The sequence below is a fragment of the Azotobacter tropicalis genome (assembly GCF_059739045.1).
Window position 1 is genome coordinate 3,482,536 of the sequence record NZ_AP046059.1, and the last position, 21,760, is coordinate 3,504,295.

Below are 21,760 nucleotides of genomic sequence, written 5' to 3' on the forward strand. Positions count from 1 at the left end.
TCAGCGCTTGTCCATGGCCAGCATCGTGGCCTTTTCCTGGTTCATGCGCGCCATCAGCGGCTGGGTTTGCTGCAGGAATCGCTGTTTCTCGCCCCGGGCGATCGGCTCGGCCATGGTCAGTTTCTGCGACAGCGGGTCGACATGGGTGCCGTTGATCTGGAACTCGTAATGCAGGTGAGGGCCGGTCGAGAGGCCGGTGGTCCCGATGTAGCCGATGATCTGCCCCTGCTTGACGGTGCTGCCCGTGCGAAGCCCCTTGGCGAAGCCCTGCATGTGCGCGTACAGGGTCTGCTGGCGGTTGCCGTGCTGGATGATCACGGTGTTGCCGTAGCCGCCCTTGCGCCCGGCGAGCTGCACTTTCCCGTCGCCGGTCGCGCGGATCGGCGTGCCGCGCGGAGCGGCGTAATCGACGCCTTTGTGGGCGCGGATCTTGTTGAGAATCGGATGGCGACGGCCGTTGGAAAAGCGCGAGCTGATGCGAGCGAAATCCACCGGCGAGCGGATGAAGGCCTTGCGCATGCTGCTGCCGTCGGCGGTGTAGTAATGGGTGGCACCCTGCTTGTTGGTATAGCGCACCGCCGTGTAGGTCTTGCCGCGATTGACGAAGCGTGCGGCGAGGATATTGCCCTGCTGCAGGCGCTTGCTGCCAAGACGCTTTTCGTCGTAGACGACTTCGAACTCGTCGCCGCGGCGGATGTCCTGGGCGAAATCTATGTCATAGGCGAAGATGTTCGACAGGGCCTGGGTCATGCTGTGGCTGAGACCGGCCTTCTTGGCGGCGGAAAACAGGGAGCTGCCGACCACGCCTCGCACATAGACGGTCCGCGTCTCGGGTTTGACGACCTTCTGCGTGACGGAAAACCCTTTGGCGGACTTGCTGATTTCCAGGGTCTTCAGTTTGTCCAGTGTGACGCGCAGGGCCTTCAGCTCGCCGTCGGCGGACAGCGTGAACTCGAACTTCTGCCCCTTCTTGACAGACTTCAGCTGCCTGGCGGCTTCCTGGTTGCCGCTCAGGATTGCCTGCAGGACGTCAGCAGGAACTCCTGCCTTGGCGAATACCGCCGCCAGCTTCTCGCCCTTGCCGGCGGTCACCACTTTCTGGGTTTCGACGGCTGAGGCGGGTACGGGCGGGGCAGGGGGCGCTTCATCGCCACTCTGCCGAGGGGGTTGCTCCGTGGGGCCGGGCTGGCTCTGGCTATCGATGGCCTCCACGAGTTCGGCCAATGGCGGCTCTGCCGCCTCTTCGGCGAGCGGGTCTAGCTTTTGGTCGTCTGTATTTTCGATCTGGGTGGAAGCAAGCTCCACCTCAGGATGGATGAAGGGCTTCTTTGCCTCGACTTCCCGCGACGGGAACACCAGCAGGGCCAGGCTTAGCAGCGCAGCTACACCACTGGCAGCCAGGATATGGCTTTTGGGGTAGAGCGGGGCTTTGGTGTCTTTTTGAGTCATGGCGAAGGGTGTTTAAGTTACAGTAACTGCCTAAAATATAATCAAATGGCCTATGAGGCAACCCTGAGGCGCCTGTAGCCACTCGTCTCTGAGACGCTCAAAGACCGGCCCGTTTGCCTGTTCTTGAGCCTGCCAGCAGGGCAGGCGCTGCCCTTTTCGACAGCACAGGGTAATAAGGTAGCCGACCTGCGGTTTCGTGCCGCTGATCTTGGCGAAGAAATCGAAAATCGCCTGCAACGATGCTTCTCGCGCTCGCCGTGGGGCGTCGGTCGCTGCGCCGGGTAGAATGGCGCCCGGTATTCCCCTGTTCCGAGCCGCCCGATGATCCCCCTCAAGTACCTCGCCGCCTACCCGTCCCACCTGCAGGATCAGGTTCGCCGGCTGATCGCCGAGGAGCGTCTCGGCGACTACCTGACCAAGCGTTATCCCGGCCGTCACGACGTGCAGAGCGACAAGGCGCTGTACGCCTACACCATGGATCTCAAGCAGCAGTACCTGCGCAACGCGCCGGGCCTCGACAAGGTGCTCTACGACAGCAAGCTGGACGTGCTGCGCAACGCCCTCGGCCTGCACACCGCGGTTTCGCGGGTGCAGGGCAGCAGACTCAAGGCGAAGAAGGAGATCCGCGTGGCCGGGCTGTTTCGCGAGGCGCCGCCGGAGTTCCTCAACATGATCGTGGTCCACGAGCTTGCCCACCTGCGCGAGTTCGACCACAACAAGGCGTTCTACCAGCTCTGCGAGCACATGCTGCCCGGCTACCACCAGCTCGAGTTCGACCTGCGCATCTACCTGACCTGGCGCGAGCTGCCCGGGCGAAACAGTCTGGCGAGCAACTGAGCCGCGGCTCCCCAAGCGGCAAAATGCACGTTCCGTTCGGGAGTTTCCTTGCATTCTGCCCGATACGCTTCTAGGGTTTCTTCGCAACTCATTGATTCATAGGGTAATTGCATTTTGGCATGAGGCTTGCCAAATCTTTTCGCTGCGGAACCATATGATTAGGGAGTCGCTTCATGAAGCAGATAGAAGAAACGCTTGTCGCCGCTTTTCCCGAATACGAGGTGCTTCTCGAGCCGCGTCCGGACGGCAGCCTGCTGTTCAGCCTGCAGCAGGGCGAACGCCAGGTGATGCGCCGGGCCCTGTCCTTCAGCCAGCTGCAGAACCGCACGCAGCTCGACTGGCTGATCGGTTCGGTACAGCGTGATCTGGCCATCGAGGCCGGCCAGACGCCGATGCTCGCCCGGCTGCAGAGTCAGAGCCGCGTCCGTCTGCCCACCTATGCGACGTTCTGAGCGCTGAGCGGAAGGGGCGCAGCCGCCCGAGGCGCTATCGCCCCTTCGCCGAATCCATGCCGGCCCGCCTGGGCAGCAAATCCCATAAATCACCCGCAACGCCTCCGCCCGTCTTTGCCGCATCCTGCCGACCTGCTTTACTGGCGGCCCGCGCCAGGCTCGTCAACCCTCCTGGCCATTCCCAACAAGGAGTTTCCGATGGCTGGTAGCAGTCTGCTGACCCTGATCGACGATATCGCCACCCTGCTCGACGACGTCTCGGTGATGACCAAGCTCGCCGCGAAGAAGACCGCCGGCGTGCTCGGCGACGACCTCGCCCTCAACGCCCAGCAGGTCGCCGGCGTGCAGGCCGAGCGGGAGTTGCCGGTGGTCTGGGCGGTGGCCAAGGGCTCGCTGCTGAACAAGGCGATCCTGGTGCCCGCCGCGCTGCTGATCAGCGCCCTGGCGCCCTGGCTGATCACCCCGCTGCTGATGGTCGGCGGCGCCTTCCTCTGCTACGAGGGCTTCGAGAAGCTGGCGCACAAGCTGACCCACAGCGCCGTCGAGGACGAAGCCGAGCACGCCGAACTGAGCGCCGCGCTGGCCGACCCGAACATCGATCCGGTCGCCTTCGAGAAGGACAAGATCAAGGGCGCGGTACGCACCGACTTCATCCTCTCCGCCGAAATCATCGCCATCAGCCTCGGCACCGTGGCGCAGGCCGCCTTCGCCAGCCAGGTCGCGGTGCTGGTCGGCATCTCGCTGATCATGACCGTCGGCGTCTACGGCCTGGTCGCCGGCATCGTCAAGCTGGACGACCTCGGCCTCTACCTGGAGCGCCAGCCGAGCGCGCTGGCGAACCGTCTCGGCCAGGGCCTGCTGGCGGCGGCGCCCTGGCTGATGAAGGGGCTGTCGGTGGCCGGCACCGCGGCAATGTTCCTGGTCGGCGGCGGCATCCTGGTGCACGGCCTGCCGTTCCTCGGCCACTGGCTGCACGGGCTGGAGGCCTCCACCAACGGCCTGCCGACCGTTGGCAGCATCCTCTCGGCGCTGCTGCCGATGCTGATGAACGCGCTGGTCGGCATCGTCGCCGGCGGCTTGGTGCTGGCTGGCGTCGGCCTGGTCAAGCGGCTGCTGAAGGCTTCTGGCCGCTGAGCCGGCACCGGGCGATGCCCGGTCGTCTCAACTGACCTCCAGCACCTCGTAACACTGACGCGCCCTGGCCGGCGTCAGCTCGATCTCGTCGCCCTCGCCACGGCCGAGCAGGCGCTGGCCGAGCGGCGAGCGCGGGGTGATCACCATCACCTGCCGGTCGCCGGCCTGCACCTTGAGGCCGGCGGCGTCCGGGCCGAGGAACAGCGTCTGCTCCTCGCCCTGCGCATCGACCAGACGCACCAGGGCGGTCAGCTGGATGCCGCGCTCGGCATCGAAGGGGCGCAGCTGCAAGTTCTGGTAGAGGCTCAGGGCCTGGCGGATCTCCTCCACCCGCCGCGACTGGCCGGCCGCCAGGTAGGCGGCTTCCAGGCCGCGGGTGTCGTACTTGTTCTCGGCGAGGCTCTCTTCGTGGGTCGCCGCCTCATGGGCGGCTTGTGCGGCCTGCCGGGCGAGGGCCAGGTCGTTCTCCAGGCGGGCGAGGATCAGCTGTAGCACGTGGTCTTTGGTCATAGAAAGGCGTCGGAAAAGACAAGGGGAATCGGCGCGTGACGGTAACCGCATCCGTTCGCGGGAGCCATGCTGCCTGAAGGGGGCGGGCGGTCGCGCTGCCGCGCCCGAGGGATGCCGCCGTGGCGCCATCCCCTCGAGCGGGCCCTCAGAGCGTGCGCAGGAAGGCCACCAGATCGGCCTTTTCCTCCGCGGTCAGGCCACGCTGCAGCACCAGGTTGAAGAACTCCACGGTGTCGTCCAGGGTCAGCAGGCGACCGTCGTGCAGGTACGGCGGCGAGTCCTTGATTCCGCGCAGCGGGAAGGTCTTGATCGGCCCGTCGGCCTTGGCCAGGCGGCCGTTGATGTTCTGCGGCTCGAAGAAGCGCTCGGTCTTCAGGTTGTGCATCGAGTTGTCGGTGAAGTAGGGCGGCGCGTGGCAGCCGGCGCAGGCGGCCTTGCCGTAGAACAGCGACTCGCCGCGCAGCTCCTGCTCGCTGGCCTGGCCGCGGATCAGCCGGCCCTCGACGTTCAGCTTGGGCGCCGGCGGGAAGTCCAGGATGTTCTGGAACTCGCCCATGAAGTGCACCTGGCTGCCGCGTTCGAGGATGTTCACTCCCTTCTTGGTGGCAATCACCGGGTCGCCGTCGAAGTAGGCGGCGCGCTGCTCGAACTCGGTGAAGTCCTCCACCGATTTCAGCGCGCGCTGCGAGCCGAACAGCCGCTGGATGTTCACCCCGCGCAGCGACGGGGTGTCGAGGCGGTGGCGCAGCTCCTGGGGCCGGATGTCGCCGACCAGGTGGGTGGCGGCGTCGGTATGGCCGTTGGCATGGCAGTCCAGGCAGGCCACGCCGCGGTGCGGGTGCTCGCTGCGGCGGTCCTCGGTGACGTTGAACTGCTGCTGCGGGAAGGGCGTGAGCAACAGACGCAGGCCTTCGAGCTGCTTGGGATTGAGGATGCCGTTGAACAGCTCGTGGAAGTTGAACAGGGTCACCTGCTTGCCCTGCGACACGTCGCCCAGATCCGGGCGGGTGGTGAGGAAGATCGGGGCTGGGAACTCGGGCAGGAAGTGGTCGGGCAGGTCGAAGTCCAGGTCGAAGCGCGTCAGGTCGCGTTGCTCCTGCTTGTTGATCTCGTCGATCACGAACTGCGGGAAGAGCATGCCGCCTTCGCCGTGCTTGGGATGGGGCAGCGGCATGAAGCCGGCCGGGAACAGCCGTTTGCCGCGGATGTCCTCGGGGCTCATGCGCGCCAGGTCGTCCCAGTTGGTGCCGCTCGGCAGCTTGATCCGCACGCCGCCCTGCACCGGCTTGCCGCGGCTCATGGTGACGCCCTGGACGGGCTTGTCGGAGAGGTCGTAGCGCGCATCCAGCAGACGCCGTTGGGTCTGCACCACGCTGGCCTTCTCGCCCGCCAGGCGTTCCTTGATGGTGGAGAAGTCTTCGGTGATGGACACCGGCTGGTAACTGGTCGGTTTCTCTTCCGGTTCGGCCCGGGCGCCGTCGGCCAGGCCCAGCGCCAGGGCGAAGGGGATCGCCAGGCCGGCTTTCACTGCTGCTCTGTTCATGGGGTTCTCCCTGCGATGGATGTCCCGAGGGAACAGCAACAGGTATAGCCGAGCGTACCGGGGAAGGCGAAATGCCGTGAGCATGCCCGGCAGCCGGGGCGTTCGGCCCCGGCCGGCAGGTCAGAGCGCCGGGCTCTGCCGCAAGGGCGCGGCGAGGTTGCGCAGCGGCGCCAGCTGGCCGGCGATCAGCGCCAGCTGGCTCTGCACCAGGCGCAGGCGGTCGTCCTGCTCCTCGGGAGCTGCTCCAGGCGCTGGGCCAGCACCTGTTCGGCCTCGTCGTGGACGGCCACCGGGCGGTTGCCGGCGAGCGCCCGGGCGATCTCCTCGAGACTGTCGGCCAGGCGCTCGGCGGCCTCGTCGAGCAGCGGGCGGCAATCGGCCTCGGGCAGCTGCTCGCGGTGCGCGCCGAGTGCCGAGAGGTAGCCCAGCAGGGTGTGGGAGAGGATCAGGAAGCGGAAGCCGACGTCCGCCTCGCGGCGGAACTGGCCGGGCTCCATGAGCATCCCCGAGAGGGTCGAGGACAGCGCCGCGTCGGCGTTGTGCGCGTCGCGCCGGGCCAGGCGGTAGGCCAGGTCGTCGCGCTTGCCGCTGCGGTACTGCTGCATCAGCTGGCGCAGGTAGCGGGCGTTGCAGGCCAGGGTGTTGGCCAGCACCCGGTTCAGCTGGCGGTCCTGCCAGTCGGGGAGGATCAGGAACACCGCGAGGCCGGCGATCAGGCTGCCGAGCAGGGTGTCGACCAGCCGCGGCCAGATCAGCCCGTAGCCGTCGCCGACCTGGTTGAAGCAGGACAGCACTAGCAGGGTGATCGCCGCGGTGGCCAGGGTGTAGTGGCTGGCGCGGGTGGCGAAGAACACCACCCGGCGAGCACGGCGAACAGCGACTGCACCAGCAGGCTGGGGAAGAGATCGAACAGCGCCCAGCCGGCCAAGAGGCCGAGCACGGTGCCGGCGATGCGCTGGCGGACCCGGCGGCGGGTGGCGCCGAAGTTGGGTTGGCAGACGAACAGGGTGGTCAGCAGGATCCAGTAGCCCTGGCTGGGGTGGATCAGGTGCAGCAGGCCGTAGCCGGCGGACAGCGCCACCGCCAGGCGCAGGGCATGGCGGAACGGCCGCGAGGCCGGCGTCAGCTGCTGGCGCAGGCGGCTCAGGGCCTCGCCGAGGGACTGCGGCTCGCGGTCGAGCAGGCTGCTGTCCTGGGCGTCGGCCAGCGCGTCGGGGTTGCGCGCGGCGTGCAGCAGGCGGTCGAGATGGGCGAGGTTGTCGGCCAGCGCACCGAGCGAGCGCAACAGGTGGCGCCAAGCCGGATTGCTCTGCAGGCGCAGGTGCGCCAGCGAGGTCTGCAGGTCTTCGAGGGCCAGGCTCTGGTCGACGCAGTCGAACGGCTGGCGCAGCTCGATGGCCCGCGCTAGGGCCAGGCAGGACTTGCCCTGCTGGCGGATCACCAGGCGGCAGCGGAATAGCACGTCGCTGTGGAAGAACGCCTCGGCCAGTGCGTTGTAGGGATAGTGCGAGGAACTGGCGCGCTCGTGGAGATCCTGAGCGAGGAAGTACAGCTTCAGGTAACGGTTCACCTGCGGCGCCGGCCGGCCGTTGTCGACCCGGTGCAGGATGATCTCCTTGGCGGCGTTCAGCGCCGCGACCACCCGGCTGTTCTGCTGCGCCAGGGCCAGGCGGCGCTCCTCCACGTTCAGATGGCGCACCGGCTCGAACAGCGACGCCTTGAGCTTCAGGTACTCGCCCAGCTCGCGGAACACCCGGGCCAGGCTCTGCTGGATCGGCTGGGTGCTGAACAGCGCCTGCCAGAGCACCGAGAGCACGCCGTACCAGGCGGCGCCGGCGACCAGCACCAGCGGCTCGCGCCACAGATCGAGCGGCGGCCCGCCGCGCTGGTCGATGCCGATCATGGTGTAGATCGACAGGATCAGCGTGCCCGAGGCGATGGTGGCATAACGCTCGCCCAGCGCGCCGAGCATGGTCAGGCCGAAGCTGGACAGCGCCAGCGCGGCGGCGAACCACCAGGGCGAGGGGAACAGCAGCTCGACGGCGAAGGCCGCCGCGGCGAAGCACGCCAGGGTGACCAGCAGCGCCTGCAGTCGGCCCTCCCAGCTGTCGTCGGTCTCCGCCAGGGCGCTGGCGATGATGCCGAGGAACAGCGGGATGAGCAGGTCCATGCGGTCCAGGGCCCAGCACAGCGCCATGCTGCCGGTGAGGGCGATGAACACCCGCAGGCTGTAGCTGAAGACGTGGTGGGCCCAGATCTGGCGGAGGGACTGGCTGAGGGCGGTCGAGGGCATGGGGTCGGCCTGGGGTGGTGGGGGCGGATCATTGTAGACAGCGGGGGCGTGGGGCGGGAGGTCTTGGCGGCGGCGTGCGGACGTCGCGCTTTCCGCGGCACGACGCCTGGAGAACGGGCCTGCATCCTCGGCTTGCGCACTGAATCGGAGCCACCGCTCAGGCCGCCTGCCCCCTCGTCTATCCTTTCCTGATTCACACGCCTCTGTCGGGGGGCACCATGCCCGCTTCCGCCCGTTGCCTGCGCCGGGCCCTGGCGCTGTCGTTGCTGCTGCTGGCCGCGCTGCCGGTTTTCGCCGCCCCGCCGCCGGTTACGGTACTGACGGTGGACGGGGCGATCGGCCCGGCCAGCGCCGACTACCTGATCCGCGGCCTGTCCCGCGCCGAGAAGGAGGGCGCGCAACTGGTGGTGATCGCCATCGACACCCCCGGCGGGCTGGACACCTCGATGCGCGCGATCATCAAGGCGATCCTCGCCAGCCCGCTGCCGGTGGCCAGCTACGTGGCGCCGAGCGGCGCGCGGGCGGCCAGCGCCGGCACCTACATCCTCTATGCCAGCCACATCGCCGCCATGGCGCCGGGCACCAACCTCGGCGCGGCGACGCCGGTGCAGATCGGCGGCATGCCCGGCACGCCGCCGCAGCAGCCGGGACGGCCGCCACCGGACGACAAGGACGATCAGGGCGACAGGACCGGCAAGGCGCCCGGCGGCGAGCCGGCCGACGCCCTGAGCCGCAAGCAGATCAACGACGCCGCCGCCTACATCCGCGGTCTCGCCCAGTTGCGCGGGCGCAACGCCGAGTGGGCCGAGCAGGCGGTGCGCGAGGCGGTCAGCCTGTCCGCCCGGGAAGCCCTGGAACTGAAGGTGATCGACCACCAGGCGGTCGACCTGGCGGACCTGCTGCGCCAGGTCGACGGCAAGCGCTACGCGGTGGCCGAAGGCATGGCGACCCTGCACACCGCCGGCGCCGCGCTGGTCCATCACGAGCCGGATTGGCGCACCCGGCTCTTGGCGGTGATCACCAATCCCAGCGTGGCGCTGATCCTGATGATGCTCGGCGTCTACGGACTGTTCTTCGAGTTCTCCAGCCCCGGCGTCGGTCTCGGCGGCGTGCTCGGCGCCATCTGCCTGATCCTCGCCCTCTACGCCCTGCAACTGCTGCCGGTGAGCTACGCCGGGGTCGGCCTGATCCTCCTCGGCATCGCCTTCATGGCGGCCGAGGCCTTCCTGCCCAGCTTCGGTGTGCTGGGGATCGGCGGCGTGGTGGCCTTCGTCATCGGCGCGCTGATCCTGATCGACACCGAGGTGCCCGGCTTCGGCATCCCGCTGCCGCTGATCGTGACCCTGGCGGTGGTCAGCGCCGGGCTGATCGCCTTCATCGGCAGCCTGGCGCTCAAGACGCGCCACCGCGCGCTGCAGAGCGGCGACGCCGGGCTGGTCGGCAGCCTGACCGCGGTGACCGCGGTCGAGGCCGGCAATCCGCTGGCCGGCTGGGTGCAGCTGCAGGGCGAGCGCTGGCAGGTGCGCAGTCCGCAGCCGCTGCAGCCCGGCCAGACGGTGCGCGTGGTGGCCCGCCAGGGGCTGCTGCTGGAGGTGACGGCGGCCGGGCAACCCACTGCACGAGGAGACTGACATGGGCTTCGAACTGAGTTTCGGCTTCATCCTGGCGATGCTGGTGGCGCTGCTGCTGTCGGCCTTTCGCATCCTGCGCGAGTACGAGCGCGGCGTGGTGTTCCAGCTCGGCCGCTTCTGGAAGGTCAAGGGGCCGGGGCTGATCATCCTCATTCCGGGCATCCAGCAGATGGTGCGGGTCGACCTGCGGACTATCGTGCTCGACGTGCCGACCCAGGACGTGATCTCCCGCGACAACGTCTCGGTGAAGGTCAACGCGGTGATCTACTACCGGGTGCTCGATGCGCAGAAGGCGATCATCCAGGTCGAGGACTACCACGCGGCGACCAGCCAGTTGGCGCAGACCACCCTGCGCTCGGTGCTCGGCAAGCACGAGCTGGACGACATGCTGGCCGAGCGCGAGCGGCTCAACGCCGACATCCAGCAGGTGCTCGACGCGCAGACCGACGCCTGGGGCATCAAGGTGGCCAACGTGGAGATCAAGCACGTCGACCTCGACGAATCGATGATCCGCGCCATCGCCAAGCAGGCCGAGGCCGAGCGCGAGCGGCGGGCCAAGGTGATCCATGCCGAGGGCGAGCTGCAGGCCTCGGAAAAGCTCATGCAGGCCGCCGCCATGCTCGGCCGCGAGCCCGGCGCCATGCAGCTGCGCTACATGCAGACGCTCGGCGCCATCGCCGGCGACAAGAGTTCGACCATCGTCTTCCCGCTACCCATCGAGTTGCTGCACCTGCTCAAGGAGCGCGACCCGCAGGCCTGAGGGCTGCCGCTTTCCGGCAGCTTGCCGGTTTTCCTGCGACACTGAAAAGGCAGGTCCACGGCAATCGAAGCATCGGCTTGCCGGACGACCGCCGTCGAGGAACGACAGGCCATGCCCGCCGGGCGAGGAGACAGCCATGCGCATCGGGATACCCACGGAACTCAAGAACCACGAATACCGGGTCGGCCTGACGCCGTCCTCGGTGGCCGAGCTGACCGCCCTCGGCCACGAGGTCTGGGTCGAGAGCCAGGCCGGCGCCGCCATCGGCTTCGACGATGCCGACTACCGGGCCGCCGGGGCGCACGTCGCCACGGACGCCGCGGCGCTCTACGAAGCCGCCGAGCTGATCGTCAAGGTCAAGGAGCCGCTGGCCGAGGAGCGCGCCCGCCTGCGCCCGCACCACACGCTGTTCACCTACCTGCACCTGGCCCCGGACCGGGCGCAGACCGACGACCTGCTGGTCAGCGGCGCCACCTGCATCGCCTACGAGACGGTCAGCGACGCCCAGGGCCGCCTGCCGCTGCTGGCGCCGATGTCCGAGGTCGCCGGGCGGATGGCCATTCAGGCCGGCGCCCACTGCCTGGAAAAGGCCCAGGGTGGACGCGGCGTGCTGCTCGGCGGGGTACCCGGGGTGCCGGCCGGCAAGGTGACGATCCTCGGCGGCGGGGTGGTGGGCAGCCAGGCGGTGGCCATGGCCGTCGGCCTGGGCGCCGACGTCACCGTGCTCGACCGCAGCCTGGACGCCCTGCGCCGGCTGGATGCACGGTACGGCAACCGCATCGCCACCCTGCACGCCACGGGGGCGGCGATCCGCGAGCAGGTGCTGGCGGCGGACCTGGTGATCGGCGCCGTGCTGATCCCGGTGCGGCGGCGCCCAGGCTGATCGGCGCCGAGATGGTCGCGCGGATGAAGCCCGGCGCGGTGCTGGTGGACGTGGCCATCGACCAGGGCGGCTGCGCCGAGACTTCGCACCCGACCACTCACGACGAGCCGACCTATGTGGTCGACGGCGTGGTGCACTACTGCGTGGCCAACATGCCCGGCGCGGTGGCGCGCACCTCGACCTTGGCGCTGAACAACGCGACCCTGCCGTTCGTCGTCGCCCTGGCGGAGAAGGGCGTGCGCCGCGCCCTGGAGGACGACCCGCACCTGCGCAACGGCCTCAATGTGGCGCGCGGCCAGCTCACCTGCGCCAGCGTGGCCGAGGCCCACGGCCTGCCGTACCGCAACGCCGCCGAGCTGCTGGCGCGGCTGTAGGCGCGAATGTAGTCGTGATCCGGGCAGCGTCCCTGTCGCATGGCAGATCTGCTCCGGTCCGGCTTTTTCTTCGTCGAAGGTCTTGCGCCGGTTTGACTTGTGAACCGATCAGTCCTAAATTCGCTCCATGACCCGTGGACGCCCCCGCACCTTCGATCCGGAGCAGATGCTCGAGCAGGCCATGCAGGTGTTCTGGCAGCGCGGCTATGAAGCCACCTCGCTGCAGGACCTGCTGGCGGCGACCGGCCTGTCGAAGAGCAGCCTGTACCAGACCTATCCGAGCAAGCGCGCGCTGTTCGAGGCGGCGCTGCGCCAGTACTGCGCCCAGCGCCGCCGCGAGCTGCGCGAGCGCCTGCAGGCGGCCGCCTCGCCGCGCGAGTTCCTGCGCGCCTGGCTGCTCTGCGCCCTGGAGGAGGAGCGTTCCGGCGAGCCGCCGCGCGGCTGCATGCTGGCCAACGTGGCCAGCGAGTTCTCCCAGGCCGATGCGGAGATCGCCGCGCTGATGCGCAGCGGCATCGACGGATTGCGCCAAGTGCTGGTCGAAGCCCTGCAGCGCGCCCAGGCCGACGGCGAACTCGCCGCAGCGGCCGATGTGCACGTGCTGGCCGGCTATCTGCTGTGCGTGATGAGCGGCCTGCGTACCCAGCGCAAGGCCGGCGCCTCGGCGGAGGCCCTGCGTGCCGTGATCGAGGTGGCCCTGGGCTGCCTGAGGTGATGTTTCGCCTGTTTTTGGACCGGTAAGTCCCGATAAAAGGAGATGGATATGCGCGAACTCTACGAACTCTGCGGAAGCTCTCCCGAGCTGGTGTTTTCCCCCTATTGCTGGCGGGTGCGCCTGGCCCTGGCGCACAAGGGGCTGGATTTCGTCGGCCGCCCGCTGCGCTTCACCGACAAGGAGGCCCTGGCCTTCTCCGGCCAGAAGCTGGTGCCGGTGCTGCGCGACGGCGACACCACCGTTCATGACAGCCTGGCGATCTTCCGCTACCTGGACGAGCGCTACCCGGAGCCCGGCCTGCTCGGCGGTGCGCCGGGCGAAAGCCGCCTGCGCCTGCTCGACCAGTTCGTCGCCCAGGACCTGCGCCCGGCGTTGTTCCGCCTGCTGGCGCTGCGTATCCTGGAGTGCATCGACCCGGCCGACCGCGACTACTTCCGCCAGAGCCGCGAGAAGAACCTCGGCATGACCCTGGAAGCCTTCGCCGACCGCGAGGCCGGGCAGGTACAGCTGGCGCGGGCGCTGCAGCCGCTGGACGCGCTGCTGAAAGGGCAGCTCTGGCTGGACGGCGCGGCGCCGGCCGGCGCCGACTACCTGATCGGCGGCTTCTTCTTCTGGGCCTGGACCCTGGGCGAGCAACCCTGGCCCGAAGATTCGCCGGTCGGCGCCTGGTTCCGCCGCCTGCTGGCCTTCTGCGAGGAACGCCAGGGACCGGTGCAACGCGCCGCCCACCGCTGAGGAGACAGGCGATGATCGATCTTTACTACTGGACCACCCCCAACGGCCACAAGATCACGATATTTCTCGAGGAAACCGGGCTGGACTACCGGCTGCGCCCGGTGCACATCGGCAAGGGCGAGCAGTTCGCCCCCGAGTTCCTGAAGATCGCCCCGAACAACCGGATTCCGGCGATCGTCGACCAGTCTCCGGACGACGGCGGCGAGCTGCTGGCGCTGTTCGAGTCCGGCGCCATCCTCGAATACCTGGCGGACAAGACCGGGCGCTTCCTGCCCCGGGAAACCCGCCCGCGCTTCCAGGTGCTGCAGTGGCTGTACTGGCAGATGGGCGGGCTGGGGCCGATGGCCGGACAGAACCACCACTTCGTCCGCTATGCGCCGGAGCCGATTCCCTATGCCATCGAGCGCTACGTGAAGGAGACCGCGCGCCTCTACGGGGTGCTCGACCGCCAGCTGCAGGGCCGCGACTACGTGGCCGGCGACTACTCGATCGCCGATATGGCGATCTACCCCTGGGCCAAGCTCTGGGAGGGTCAGCGCCAGCGGATCGAGGACTTCCCGCGCATGGCCGCCTGGCTCGAGCGCATCGCCGCACGGCCGGCGGTGCAGCGCGCCTACGCCCTGGCCGAGCAGGTCAACGCCGATCCCGGCGCGCTGCTCACCGCCGAGGCGCGCCGGCTGCTGTTCGGGCAGGGTAATTGAGCCAGGGGCCTCAGCCCGGCCGATAGGCCGGGTGTGGCGGCAGGTTGTCGTCGGCGCGCTGGATGCGGCTGCGTCCGCCGGCCTTGGCCCGGTACATCGCCTGGTCGGCCTCGCGCAGCAGTTTCTCGTGGCTCTGCCCGCGGCAGATGCTGATGCCGATGCTGGCGCTCAGGCTGACCTGCACCTCGCCGAGCTGCACCGGCTGGGCCAGCGAGTGGAGGATGCGCTCGGCCAGGGCCTGGGCCTGCTGCTCGGAGCCGATGGCCTCGCAGACCAGCACGAACTCGTCGCCGCCCAGGCGGGCCACCAGGTCGGTGGTGCGCGCGCTGGCCTGCAGGCGGCCGGCGACCTGCAGCAGCAACTGGTCGCCGGCGGCGTGGCCGTGGCGGTCGTTGATCGCCTTGAAGCCGTCGAGATCGATCAGGATCAGCGCGAGCAGCTCCTGCTTGCGCTGGGCGCGCTGCCAGGCCTGGGTCAGGCGCTGGTTCAGGCCGATGCGGTTGGCCAGCCCGGTGAGCGGGTCCTGCAGGGCCATGGCGCTCAGGCGCGCGTTGGCCTCGGCGAGGGCGGCGGTGCGTTCGGCGACCCGCCGCTCGAGCAGGCGCTCCTGTTCCTGCAGGGCCTTGAGGGCGTCCTGCTGGCTGCGCAGCACGGCCTCGCGGGCCGCCAGCTTGAGACGCTTGAGTTCGCTCAGGCGCGCCGCCAGGCCGAAGGAGAGCAGCAGCATCTCCAGCGCCGAGCCGAGCTGGACGCTGTTGGCGGTGATCAGGTTGCTCGGCAGCAGGGTGAAGTTGCGCAGCGCCATGAGCAGCGCCCCGCCCATCAGGGTCAGCTCGGCGAGCACGAACACGCGCGCCCCCGGCGAGCCGCGCAACAGGCCGGCCAGACCGCAGCCGAGCAGCAGCAGGATGCCGCCGATGCTGGTCACCGAGAGCGTCTGCAGCGCCCGGTCGACCGGTAGCAGCAGCGCGCCCAGGACCACGCCGAAGTGCAGGACGCAGGCCCGGCCGAGCAGGCGGTGCCAGCGCGGCAGGGCATGGCGGGTATCGAGGAACGCGCGGGTGAACAGGGTGCCGAGGGCCACGGCGAGGGCGAGGAACAGCGGCAGCAGGCGGTTTTCCAGCTCGCTGCCGGCGGTCCACAGGTATTGGGCGCCGAGGCCCGAGTGGGCGAGCATGCCGCCGCCCAGGCTGGCGGCGAACAGCACGTAGAGCAGGAAGTTGCGCTCGCGCAGGGCGAGGAACAGCAGCAGGTTGTAGCTGCACAGGGCGACCAGCATGGCCACGTAGCCGGTCTGCACCATCAGGCTCAGCCGGCTGTGGCGGGCGAAGGCCGTGCCCTCCCAGAGCTGCGCGTCGAGGGTCAGGGTGCCGCTCGACTGGGTGCGGAAGAACAGGCTGCGTCGCTCGCCGGGGGCCAGGCGCACGGCGAAGGCCGGCGACAGGTGGGTGCTGTCGCGCTGTTCGGCCGGCACTTGGTCGCCGCCGAGCAGGGGCTCCTCGCCGGCGCCGAACAGCTCGATGCGGTCGAGCGAGGGATAGACGAACTCGATCTGCCAGTCGCGGACCTCCGTGGCGCGCGACTCGAGGTCCAGGCGCAGCCAGACGACGTCGCGGGTATAGCCGAGGTTCAGGTCGCGACGGGCGGTCAGCGGGGCGAACGCCCGGTCGCGCTCCATGACGTCCTGCAGTTGCAGTTCGCCGCCGGGGTCGCGCAGCAGTGACAGGTGGGGACGCAGGTCCACGGAGCGTTCGCGGCCGTCCAGCGCCAGGACGGCCGGCTCGTCCGGCGGCGGGGCGGCGAGCGCCGGCGACCCGTACAGCAGAGTCAGCAGCACGGCCAAGCGTGCACCGATCCGCCAGCGAGTGAAGGCCCCGCCCATTCCGTTCGGGGACTGCCCCCGCGTGCTGACAAAGCCATCGACGACTCGCTTCCCTGACTCCCCAAGGCTGGATCGCTCGTCGGCCGCAAGCCAGGGGCCTTGCTGGCATCGCGCCAAGGCTTCCCATGGGCTTCGCCGAACCCTCTCAGAGTGAAGAACGGAACGCTCGATCCCGCCAGTCGGCCGCCTCAATCGCCCAGGTCGTCGTGGCGCCGCCCGGGGCGGCCGTCCTCCGGGCGCAGCTGGAAGAACAGGGCGGCGCCGAACATCGCCAGCAGGCCGACGCAGACGTAGGTGGCCTGGAAGGCGGCGAGCAGCAAGCCGCCCTGGGCCGCGCCGCCGGCGCTGAAGCCGCCGAGCAGGGCGGCGCCGATGCCGACGCCGAGGCTCATCGACAGCTGGACCACCACCGACAGCAGGCTGTTGCCGCTGCTGGCGTCGCGGGTCGGCAGGTCGATCAGGGCGACGGCGTTCATCGCCGAGAACTGCAGGGAGTTCACCGTGCCGATCAGCCCCAGGTGCAGGAGCAGCAGCGCGTAGGGGGTGTCGCCGTCGACCAGCGCCAGGCTGGCCAGCAGGGCGCCGATCAGGAGGGTGTTGCCGACCAGCACCCGGCGGTAGCCGAGGCGCTCGATCAGCCGCGGCGCCAGGGGCTTCATGGCCATCGAGCCCAGCGCCACGGGGACCATCGCCATGCCCGCCTGGCTCGGCGAATAGCCGAGGCCCAGCTGCAGCAGCAGCGGGGTGAGGAAGGGCAGGGCGCCGCTGCCCAGGCGGGTGAACAGGTTGCCGAGCACGCCGATGGCGAAGCTGTGGGTGCGGAACAGCGTCGGCGAGAACAGCGGCTCCTCGGCGGAGGTGGCGCGCAGCCAGTAGGCGGCCAGGCAGGCCAGGCCGGCGAGCAGCAGCAGCACCACGCGGGCGTGCGGCATGTGCAGCTCGCCGAGGCCTTCCAGGGCGATGCTGATCAGCAGCATGGCGGCGCCGAACAGCAGGAAGCCCGGGGTGTCGAAGCGCGTCCGCGCCACGCCGCGCAGGTCGGGCATCAGGCGCAGGGCGACCAGGCAGCCGAGCAGGCCGACCGGCAGGTTGATCAGGAAGATCCAGTGCCAGCTGGCGTACTCCACCAGCCAGCCGCCCAGCGGCGGGCCGAGCAGCGGGCCGAGCAGCGCCGGCAGGGTGACGAAGCTGAGCACCCGCACCAGCTCCGTGCGCGGATAGGCGCGCAGCACCACCAGCCGCCCCACCGGCATCATCAGCGCACCGCCGAAGCCCTGCAGCACCCGCGCGGCGACCAATTGCAGGAGCGATCCGGAAAGCGCGCAGAGCAGCGAGCCGAGGGTGAACAGCAGGATCGAGCCGAGGAACACCCGGCGGGTGCCGAAGCGGTCGGAGATCCACCCGGAGGCCGGCATCAGCACCGCCACGCTGAGCATGTAGGCGATCACTACCGACTGCATGCGCAGCGGGTCCTCGGCCAGGTCCAGGGCCATGGCCGGCAGAGCGGTGTTGAGGATGGTGCCGTCGAGCATCGGCATGAATTGGGCGGTGGCGATGATCCAGGGGAGCAGGCGGGCGGTGCGGGGGGAGAGCGGCAAGGCGGTGGGCATGGGGTGTCCTGGCTGGAGTGCCGGTGCAGTGTAGGGCCTGCCGGCGAAGATTGCCCGAGCGCAGTGGCCGGCGGCGCGCGCAGGCCCGCCTTGTGCAACCGGCGATGCTCTTCTATGACTTCATGATTCCTTCCGTGCGCTCGTCCGACGAGGAAAAGGAGACCAGCGATGCGTCCTCTCTCTCTGTCCGTTTTCCTGCTGGCGCTGACCGGCGTCCTGTCGGCGGTCGCCGGCGAATGGCCCGGCGGCGCCCGCGAGGCGTTCATCCGCGACTGCCTGGCCGGTGCCACGGCCCGCCACGCGGAAGGGCCGGCACGGCATTACTGCGAGTGTTCGGCGGACCGCGTCGCCGGTGAGTTCAGCAGCGCCGAGCTGCGCGAGCTGCAGGGCGCGAAACAGGTGCCGGCGCCGATGCAGGAGCGCCTGCTCGACACCTCCAGCAAGTGCCTGTCGCAGCTCAACCAGAAGCCGCAGCAGTGAGGCGCGCCGGCGGCCTGCGGCGATGTCGGGCCTGAGACTGGCGGCCGGCGCGGCGCACACCGTCGGGCAGGTCGCGGCGCGCGAGTCGGCGCTCGATCTGCTCAAGTGGCTGGCCTTCGCCAGCATGCTGCTCGACCACCTGCGCCTGGTCTGGCTGTGGCAGTTCTGGCTGTACGTGCCGGGACGGCTGGCGTTTCCCTTCTTCTGCCTGATCCTCGCCGTCAACCTGGCCCGGCCGCGCGCCGAGTCGCTGCGCCGGGCGGCCCTGGCGCGCTATCTCGGCTGGCTGCTGCTGTTCGCCCTGCTCGCCGAGTGGCCGTACCGGCTGCTGGTCGGCTCGCCGGACAGCCTCAACGTGTTGCCGACCCTGGCCCTCGGCCTGCTGCTGGCCAATGCCGCGCGCCCGTGCCCGCTGGCCGAGCGCCTGCTCGGCCTCGCCGCCTTGCTGCTGGCGCTGGCGTTGCACGAGCGGCTGATGTTCGGCGCCTTCGGCGTGCTCCTGCCGGCCGCCTTCCTGGTCGTTCTGCGCCGTCCGCGCTGGGGCTGGCTGCTGCCGTCCCTGGTGACGGTCGCGGCCAACTACTGGCCGCCGCTGTATGTCGATGCGCTGCTCGGCCAGCGCTTCGCCCTCGCGGTGATCCTTGCCTGTTTCCTCGCCGCTCCGCTGGGATTGGCCCTGCTGCGCCTGGCGCCGGGCCTGCCGGTGCCGCCGCTGCGGCGCTGGGCCTATGCCTTCTATCCGGGACATTTCCTGCTGCTCTACGCGCTGCGCGAGTGGCTGCACCGGGCGGCCTGAGGGCTCAGGCCGGCGTGTCGCGCAGCCGGGCGATGCGCGCGTCCTTCTCTGCCCACAGGCGGCTGACCCAGGCCTGCAAGGACTGGCGGAACGCCGCGTCGTTCTGGTAGTCGCCCTGCCAGAAGGCCGGGTCCAGCGCGCGGGTCTGGATGTCGACGATCACCCGCGGCACCTGGCCGCTGATCAGCTGCCAGAAGCCGGGAATGCGCGGGCCGGGATAGACCAGGGTGACGTCCAGCAGCGCGTCCAGCTGCGGGCCGAGGCTGGCCAGGGCGAAGGCCAGACCACCGGCTTTGGGGCGCAGCAGATGGCGGTAGGGCGAGTCCTGCTGGGCGTGCTTGAGCGGCGTGAAGCGGGTGCCCTCCAGGTAGTTGACCAGGGTCACCGGGGTGTCGCGAAAACGGGCGCAGGCGCGTTTGGTGATTTCCAGGTCCTCGCCGCGCTTTTCCGGGTGGCGCTCCAGATAGGTCTTGGAATGGCGCCTCATGAAGGGGTAGTCGAGGGCCCAGAAGGCCAGCCCGAGGAAGGGAATCCAGATCAGCTCCCGCTTGAGGAAGAACTTGAAGAAGGGCACCCGGCCGCCGAACGCCTCCAGCAGCGTGGGGATGTCCACCCAGCTCTGGTGGTTGCAGACCAGCAGGTAGGAGCGGTCGCGGCGCAGCCCGGCGCCGCCGCGGACGTCCCAGACGGTGGGGATGAGCCAGGCGAAGACCCGCTTGCCGATCTCCACCCAGTGCTCGGCGCACCACATCACCCGCGCGCGCAGGCCGCCCGCAGGCGCCGGCCGGGCAGCAGCAGGCGGAGCAGGGCGAGCAGCAGCAGCGGGACGATCATCAGCAGGGTGTCGATCGCCAGCAGGAGGAGGACGCCGAGGGCGGTGAACAGCGCACGCATGGAAAATCCTTGTCGACAGGGCGGCGCATCATAAGCCCGGGCGGGGCGGGCCGCACCTGCGCGCGGCTTACAGCGAATGACGGCTGGCGCTGCGCGCGCGTCGCCAGCGGGCGGCCCGCTCGCCCAGCTCGGCCAGGTTGTCGAGGGCCATGCGCCGGGCGCGGTTGAACAGGATCAGGGCGATCTCGGCGGTGGCCAGGGCGTCGGCCGAGGCGTGGTGGCGCTGCGGCATGTCGAGGCGGAAGTATTCGATCCACTGGTCCAGCCCGCCCGGATGGACGAGGGCCTCGGGGAACAGCATGGGCGCCAGGTCGGCGACGTCGAGGAAGGGGTGGCGCAGCGTGTAGCCCAGCTCGTCCTTCAAGGCGCGGCTCAGCATGCGCTGGTCGAAGGGCGCGTGGAAAGCGAGGAACACGCCGTCGCCGGCGAACTCCATGAACTGCAGGAGCGCTTCGGCCGGGGCGGTGCCGCCGGCCAGGGCGCTGGGCGCGATGCCGTGGATCAGCACGCTTTCGGTGACGGTCTTCAGCCGCCGTTGCAGGGTGCATTCGAACTGGCCGGCCAGCTCGATGGCGTCGTTCTCGATGAGCACGGCGCCGATCGACAGGACGATGTCGCGGTCGACGTTGAGGCCGGTGGTTTCCAGGTCGAGCACCACGAAGCGCTGGGCGTGCAGCGGGCGGCTGTCCAGGTGCGGAGCACCCGGTAGGCGGCGCAGGCGGCGCCGCTGGTCGTCGTCGAGCGGCAGCCTGGCCGAGCCCAGGGAGGACAGGAAGGCGAACGGGTTCATCCGATTTGCGCGAGAAACCCCGTACTTCTGGTGCGGGGAGGGATAGCGCGGCGCCCGCAGGGCGCCCCTGTTCTCGCTGCCTCCTTCTCAGGTGGTCGCTATCTTTACCCTGATGGGTTTATTTGGTGAGTCATGACGAAACGCGCCTACCAATACCGCTTCTACCCGACTCCGGAACAAGCAGAACTGCTTGCCAGGACGTTCGGTTGCGTGCGTTCCGTCTACAATCGCCTCCTGCGCTGGCGTACCGATGCGTTCTTCAAGGAGCAGCAGAAGGTCGGCTACACGCAGGCCAGCGCCCGGCTGACGGCAATCAAGAAGCTGCCGGAGCTGGCTTTTCTCAATGAGGTCAGTTCGGTGCCATTGCAGCAATGCCTTCGCCACCAGCAGGCTGCGTTCAAGAACTTTTTCGAGGGCCGGGCGAAGTACCCGGTCTTCAAGAAGAAACGGCACCGGCAGTCCGCCGAGTTCACCCACTCGGCCTTCCGCTATCGCGACGGCAAGCTGTTCCTGGCCAAGTGCGACGAGCCCCTGGCGATCCGCTGGAGTCGGCCACTGCCTTGTGAGCCTTCCACGGTTACGATTTCCCAGGACTCTGCGGGGCGGTACTTCGTGTCCTGCCTGTGCGTGTTCGAGCCTGAAACCCTTCCGGTTGTATCGAAGACGCTCGGCATCGACCTGGGGCTGAAAGACCTGTTCGTCACCAGCGAGGGCGAACGATTCGGCAATCCCCGCCACAGCGCGAAATACGCCTCCCGTCTGGCCCTGGCCCAACGCCGGCTGGGGAGGAAGCAGCCCGGCTCGAAGAACCGCGCCAGGGCTCGGCGGAAAGTGGCCCGTATTCACGCGAAAATTTCCGATTGCCGAGCGGACGGCTTGCACAAGCTGTCCCGCAGACTGATCAACGAGAACCAAGTGGTCTGCGCCGAAACCCTTGCCGTGAAGAACATGATCCGCAATCCAAAACGGAGCAAGGCCATGGCCGATGCAGGCTGGGGTGAGTTCGTTCGCCAGCTGGAGTACAAGGGCGAATGGGCCGGTCGGCAGATCGTCCAGATCGACCGCTGGTATCCCAGTTCGAAGCGCTGTTCCTGCTGCGGGCATACCCTTGAGCGCCTGCCGCTGGATGTTCGCCGCTGGAGTTGCCCGGAATGCGGAACCGAGCATGACCGCGACGTGAACGCCGCGATCAACATTAAAGCCGCCGGGCTGGCGGTGTTAGCCCTTGGAGAGAACGTAAGCGGCATGGGTCAAGTGCCTGTGTCCAGTGCTCGTTGAATTGGGAATCTCC

Annotated in this window: 17 protein-coding genes and 3 pseudogenes; 12 read left to right on the forward strand and 8 right to left on the reverse strand. The window is 69.0% G+C overall.

Features of this window, described 5'->3' with window-relative positions; genetic code table 11:
- Positions 1 to 1,449 (reverse strand): peptidoglycan DD-metalloendopeptidase family protein, encoded by a 1,449-nt coding sequence (locus Atro_RS16555; RefSeq protein ID WP_497923985.1) that lies wholly within the window; start codon positions 1,447 to 1,449, stop codon positions 1 to 3.
- A gap of 321 nt (positions 1,450 to 1,770) precedes the next feature.
- Here Atro_RS16555 and Atro_RS16560 point away from each other — a divergent pair, with 321 nt between their 5' ends.
- From Atro_RS16560 to Atro_RS16570, 3 genes are all read left to right on the forward strand, one after another.
- On the forward strand, positions 1,771 to 2,286 hold the full coding sequence (locus Atro_RS16560; RefSeq protein ID WP_497923987.1) for a YgjP-like metallopeptidase domain-containing protein: 516 nt from the start codon (positions 1,771 to 1,773) through the stop codon (positions 2,284 to 2,286).
- A gap of 173 nt (positions 2,287 to 2,459) precedes the next feature.
- Complete coding sequence (locus tag Atro_RS16565) at positions 2,460 to 2,738, forward strand: DUF3509 domain-containing protein (protein ID WP_497923988.1); 279 nt, start codon at positions 2,460 to 2,462, stop codon at positions 2,736 to 2,738.
- 198 nt (positions 2,739 to 2,936) lie between these two features.
- A complete protein-coding gene (locus Atro_RS16570; RefSeq protein WP_497923989.1) occupies positions 2,937 to 3,872 on the forward strand; it encodes a DUF808 domain-containing protein in 936 nt (311 codons plus the stop codon).
- A gap of 27 nt (positions 3,873 to 3,899) precedes the next feature.
- Here the strand turns inward: Atro_RS16570 and Atro_RS16575 are convergent, their stop codons facing one another.
- The 3 genes and pseudogenes from Atro_RS16575 to yccS all read right to left on the reverse strand — a co-directional run bounded on the left by Atro_RS16575 (position 3,900) and on the right by yccS (position 8,218).
- Positions 3,900 to 4,382: a GreA/GreB family elongation factor gene (locus tag Atro_RS16575; RefSeq protein WP_497923991.1), complete on the reverse strand. Its 483-nt coding sequence runs from the start codon at positions 4,380 to 4,382 to the stop codon at positions 3,900 to 3,902.
- Positions 4,383 to 4,527: 145 nt separating this feature from the next.
- On the reverse strand, positions 4,528 to 5,925 hold the full coding sequence (locus tag Atro_RS16580) for a cytochrome B6 (protein WP_497923993.1): 1,398 nt from the start codon (positions 5,923 to 5,925) through the stop codon (positions 4,528 to 4,530).
- A gap of 120 nt (positions 5,926 to 6,045) precedes the next feature.
- Positions 6,046 to 8,218: pseudogene (gene yccS, locus Atro_RS16585) on the reverse strand (YccS family putative transporter).
- Positions 8,219 to 8,436: 218 nt separating this feature from the next.
- On the opposite strand from yccS, the gene Atro_RS16590 reads away from it, so the two are divergent.
- From Atro_RS16590 to Atro_RS16615, 6 genes and pseudogenes are all read left to right on the forward strand, one after another.
- Positions 8,437 to 9,849, forward strand: coding sequence for an NfeD family protein (locus Atro_RS16590; RefSeq protein WP_497923994.1), 1,413 nt, complete (start codon positions 8,437 to 8,439; stop codon positions 9,847 to 9,849).
- A 1-nt stretch (position 9,850) separates the two neighbouring features.
- Entirely contained in the window at positions 9,851 to 10,609 is a 759-nt protein-coding gene (locus tag Atro_RS16595; RefSeq protein ID WP_497923996.1) for a slipin family protein, read from the forward strand.
- Between the two features lie 136 nt (positions 10,610 to 10,745).
- Positions 10,746 to 11,866, forward strand: a pseudogene (gene ald, locus Atro_RS16600) (alanine dehydrogenase).
- Between the two features lie 127 nt (positions 11,867 to 11,993).
- Positions 11,994 to 12,581, forward strand: a complete 588-nt coding sequence (locus Atro_RS16605; protein ID WP_497923998.1) for a TetR/AcrR family transcriptional regulator — start codon at positions 11,994 to 11,996, stop codon at positions 12,579 to 12,581.
- Between the two features lie 48 nt (positions 12,582 to 12,629).
- Positions 12,630 to 13,316, forward strand: coding sequence for a glutathione S-transferase N-terminal domain-containing protein (locus Atro_RS16610; protein WP_497924000.1), 687 nt, complete (start codon positions 12,630 to 12,632; stop codon positions 13,314 to 13,316).
- A gap of 11 nt (positions 13,317 to 13,327) precedes the next feature.
- Positions 13,328 to 14,017, forward strand: a complete 690-nt coding sequence (locus Atro_RS16615) for a glutathione S-transferase N-terminal domain-containing protein (RefSeq protein WP_497924003.1) — start codon at positions 13,328 to 13,330, stop codon at positions 14,015 to 14,017.
- A 10-nt stretch (positions 14,018 to 14,027) separates the two neighbouring features.
- Here the strand turns inward: Atro_RS16615 and Atro_RS16620 are convergent, their stop codons facing one another.
- Positions 14,028 to 15,854, reverse strand: coding sequence for a diguanylate cyclase domain-containing protein (locus tag Atro_RS16620; protein WP_497924004.1), 1,827 nt, complete (start codon positions 15,852 to 15,854; stop codon positions 14,028 to 14,030).
- A 233-nt stretch (positions 15,855 to 16,087) separates the two neighbouring features.
- Positions 16,088 to 17,509 carry a multidrug transporter subunit MdtD gene (gene mdtD, locus Atro_RS16625; RefSeq protein WP_497924005.1) on the reverse strand — a complete coding sequence of 474 codons (1,422 nt, stop codon included), beginning with the start codon at positions 17,507 to 17,509 and terminating at the stop codon, positions 16,088 to 16,090.
- 168 nt (positions 17,510 to 17,677) lie between these two features.
- On the opposite strand from mdtD, the gene Atro_RS16630 reads away from it, so the two are divergent.
- Together Atro_RS16630 and Atro_RS16635 are read left to right on the forward strand one after the other, a co-directional pair.
- Positions 17,678 to 17,989, forward strand: coding sequence for a hypothetical protein (locus Atro_RS16630; RefSeq protein WP_497924006.1), 312 nt, complete (start codon positions 17,678 to 17,680; stop codon positions 17,987 to 17,989).
- A 22-nt stretch (positions 17,990 to 18,011) separates the two neighbouring features.
- Positions 18,012 to 18,785, forward strand: coding sequence for a TraX family protein (locus tag Atro_RS16635; RefSeq protein ID WP_497924008.1), 774 nt, complete (start codon positions 18,012 to 18,014; stop codon positions 18,783 to 18,785).
- 4 nt (positions 18,786 to 18,789) lie between these two features.
- On the opposite strand, the pseudogene yihG reads toward Atro_RS16635, so the two are convergent.
- Positions 18,790 to 19,679, reverse strand: a pseudogene (yihG, locus tag Atro_RS16640) (1-acylglycerol-3-phosphate O-acyltransferase, YihG family).
- 67 nt (positions 19,680 to 19,746) lie between these two features.
- Positions 19,747 to 20,469, reverse strand: a complete 723-nt coding sequence (locus tag Atro_RS16645) for a 3'-5' exonuclease (RefSeq protein WP_497924010.1) — start codon at positions 20,467 to 20,469, stop codon at positions 19,747 to 19,749.
- A gap of 132 nt (positions 20,470 to 20,601) precedes the next feature.
- Here Atro_RS16645 and Atro_RS16650 point away from each other — a divergent pair, with 132 nt between their 5' ends.
- The gene (locus tag Atro_RS16650; protein WP_497924012.1) at positions 20,602 to 21,747 is read left to right on the forward strand and encodes an RNA-guided endonuclease InsQ/TnpB family protein; all 1,146 of its coding nucleotides are present in this window, start codon (positions 20,602 to 20,604) and stop codon (positions 21,745 to 21,747) included.
- Positions 21,748 to 21,760: the final 13 nt, after the last annotated feature.

Excerpts from the sequence above, each read along its gene's own strand:
- Atro_RS16555 (WP_497923985.1), bottom strand. The coding sequence starts at position 1,449 with ATGACTCAAAAAGACACCAAAGCCCCGCTCTACCCCAAAAGCCATATC.
- Atro_RS16560 (WP_497923987.1), top strand. The coding sequence starts at position 1,771 with ATGATCCCCCTCAAGTACCTCGCCGCCTACCCGTCCCACCTGCAGGAT.
- Atro_RS16565 (WP_497923988.1), top strand. The coding sequence starts at position 2,460 with ATGAAGCAGATAGAAGAAACGCTTGTCGCCGCTTTTCCCGAATACGAG.
- Atro_RS16570 (WP_497923989.1), top strand. The coding sequence starts at position 2,937 with ATGGCTGGTAGCAGTCTGCTGACCCTGATCGACGATATCGCCACCCTG.
- Atro_RS16575 (WP_497923991.1), bottom strand. The coding sequence starts at position 4,382 with ATGACCAAAGACCACGTGCTACAGCTGATCCTCGCCCGCCTGGAGAAC.
- Atro_RS16580 (WP_497923993.1), bottom strand. The coding sequence starts at position 5,925 with ATGAACAGAGCAGCAGTGAAAGCCGGCCTGGCGATCCCCTTCGCCCTG.
- Atro_RS16590 (WP_497923994.1), top strand. The coding sequence starts at position 8,437 with ATGCCCGCTTCCGCCCGTTGCCTGCGCCGGGCCCTGGCGCTGTCGTTG.
- Atro_RS16595 (WP_497923996.1), top strand. The coding sequence starts at position 9,851 with ATGGGCTTCGAACTGAGTTTCGGCTTCATCCTGGCGATGCTGGTGGCG.
- Atro_RS16605 (WP_497923998.1), top strand. The coding sequence starts at position 11,994 with ATGACCCGTGGACGCCCCCGCACCTTCGATCCGGAGCAGATGCTCGAG.
- Atro_RS16610 (WP_497924000.1), top strand. The coding sequence starts at position 12,630 with ATGCGCGAACTCTACGAACTCTGCGGAAGCTCTCCCGAGCTGGTGTTT.
- Atro_RS16615 (WP_497924003.1), top strand. The coding sequence starts at position 13,328 with ATGATCGATCTTTACTACTGGACCACCCCCAACGGCCACAAGATCACG.
- mdtD (WP_497924005.1), bottom strand. The coding sequence starts at position 17,509 with ATGCCCACCGCCTTGCCGCTCTCCCCCCGCACCGCCCGCCTGCTCCCC.
- Atro_RS16630 (WP_497924006.1), top strand. The coding sequence starts at position 17,678 with ATGCGTCCTCTCTCTCTGTCCGTTTTCCTGCTGGCGCTGACCGGCGTC.
- Atro_RS16635 (WP_497924008.1), top strand. The coding sequence starts at position 18,012 with ATGTCGGGCCTGAGACTGGCGGCCGGCGCGGCGCACACCGTCGGGCAG.
- Atro_RS16645 (WP_497924010.1), bottom strand. The coding sequence starts at position 20,469 with ATGAACCCGTTCGCCTTCCTGTCCTCCCTGGGCTCGGCCAGGCTGCCG.
- Atro_RS16650 (WP_497924012.1), top strand. The coding sequence starts at position 20,602 with ATGACGAAACGCGCCTACCAATACCGCTTCTACCCGACTCCGGAACAA.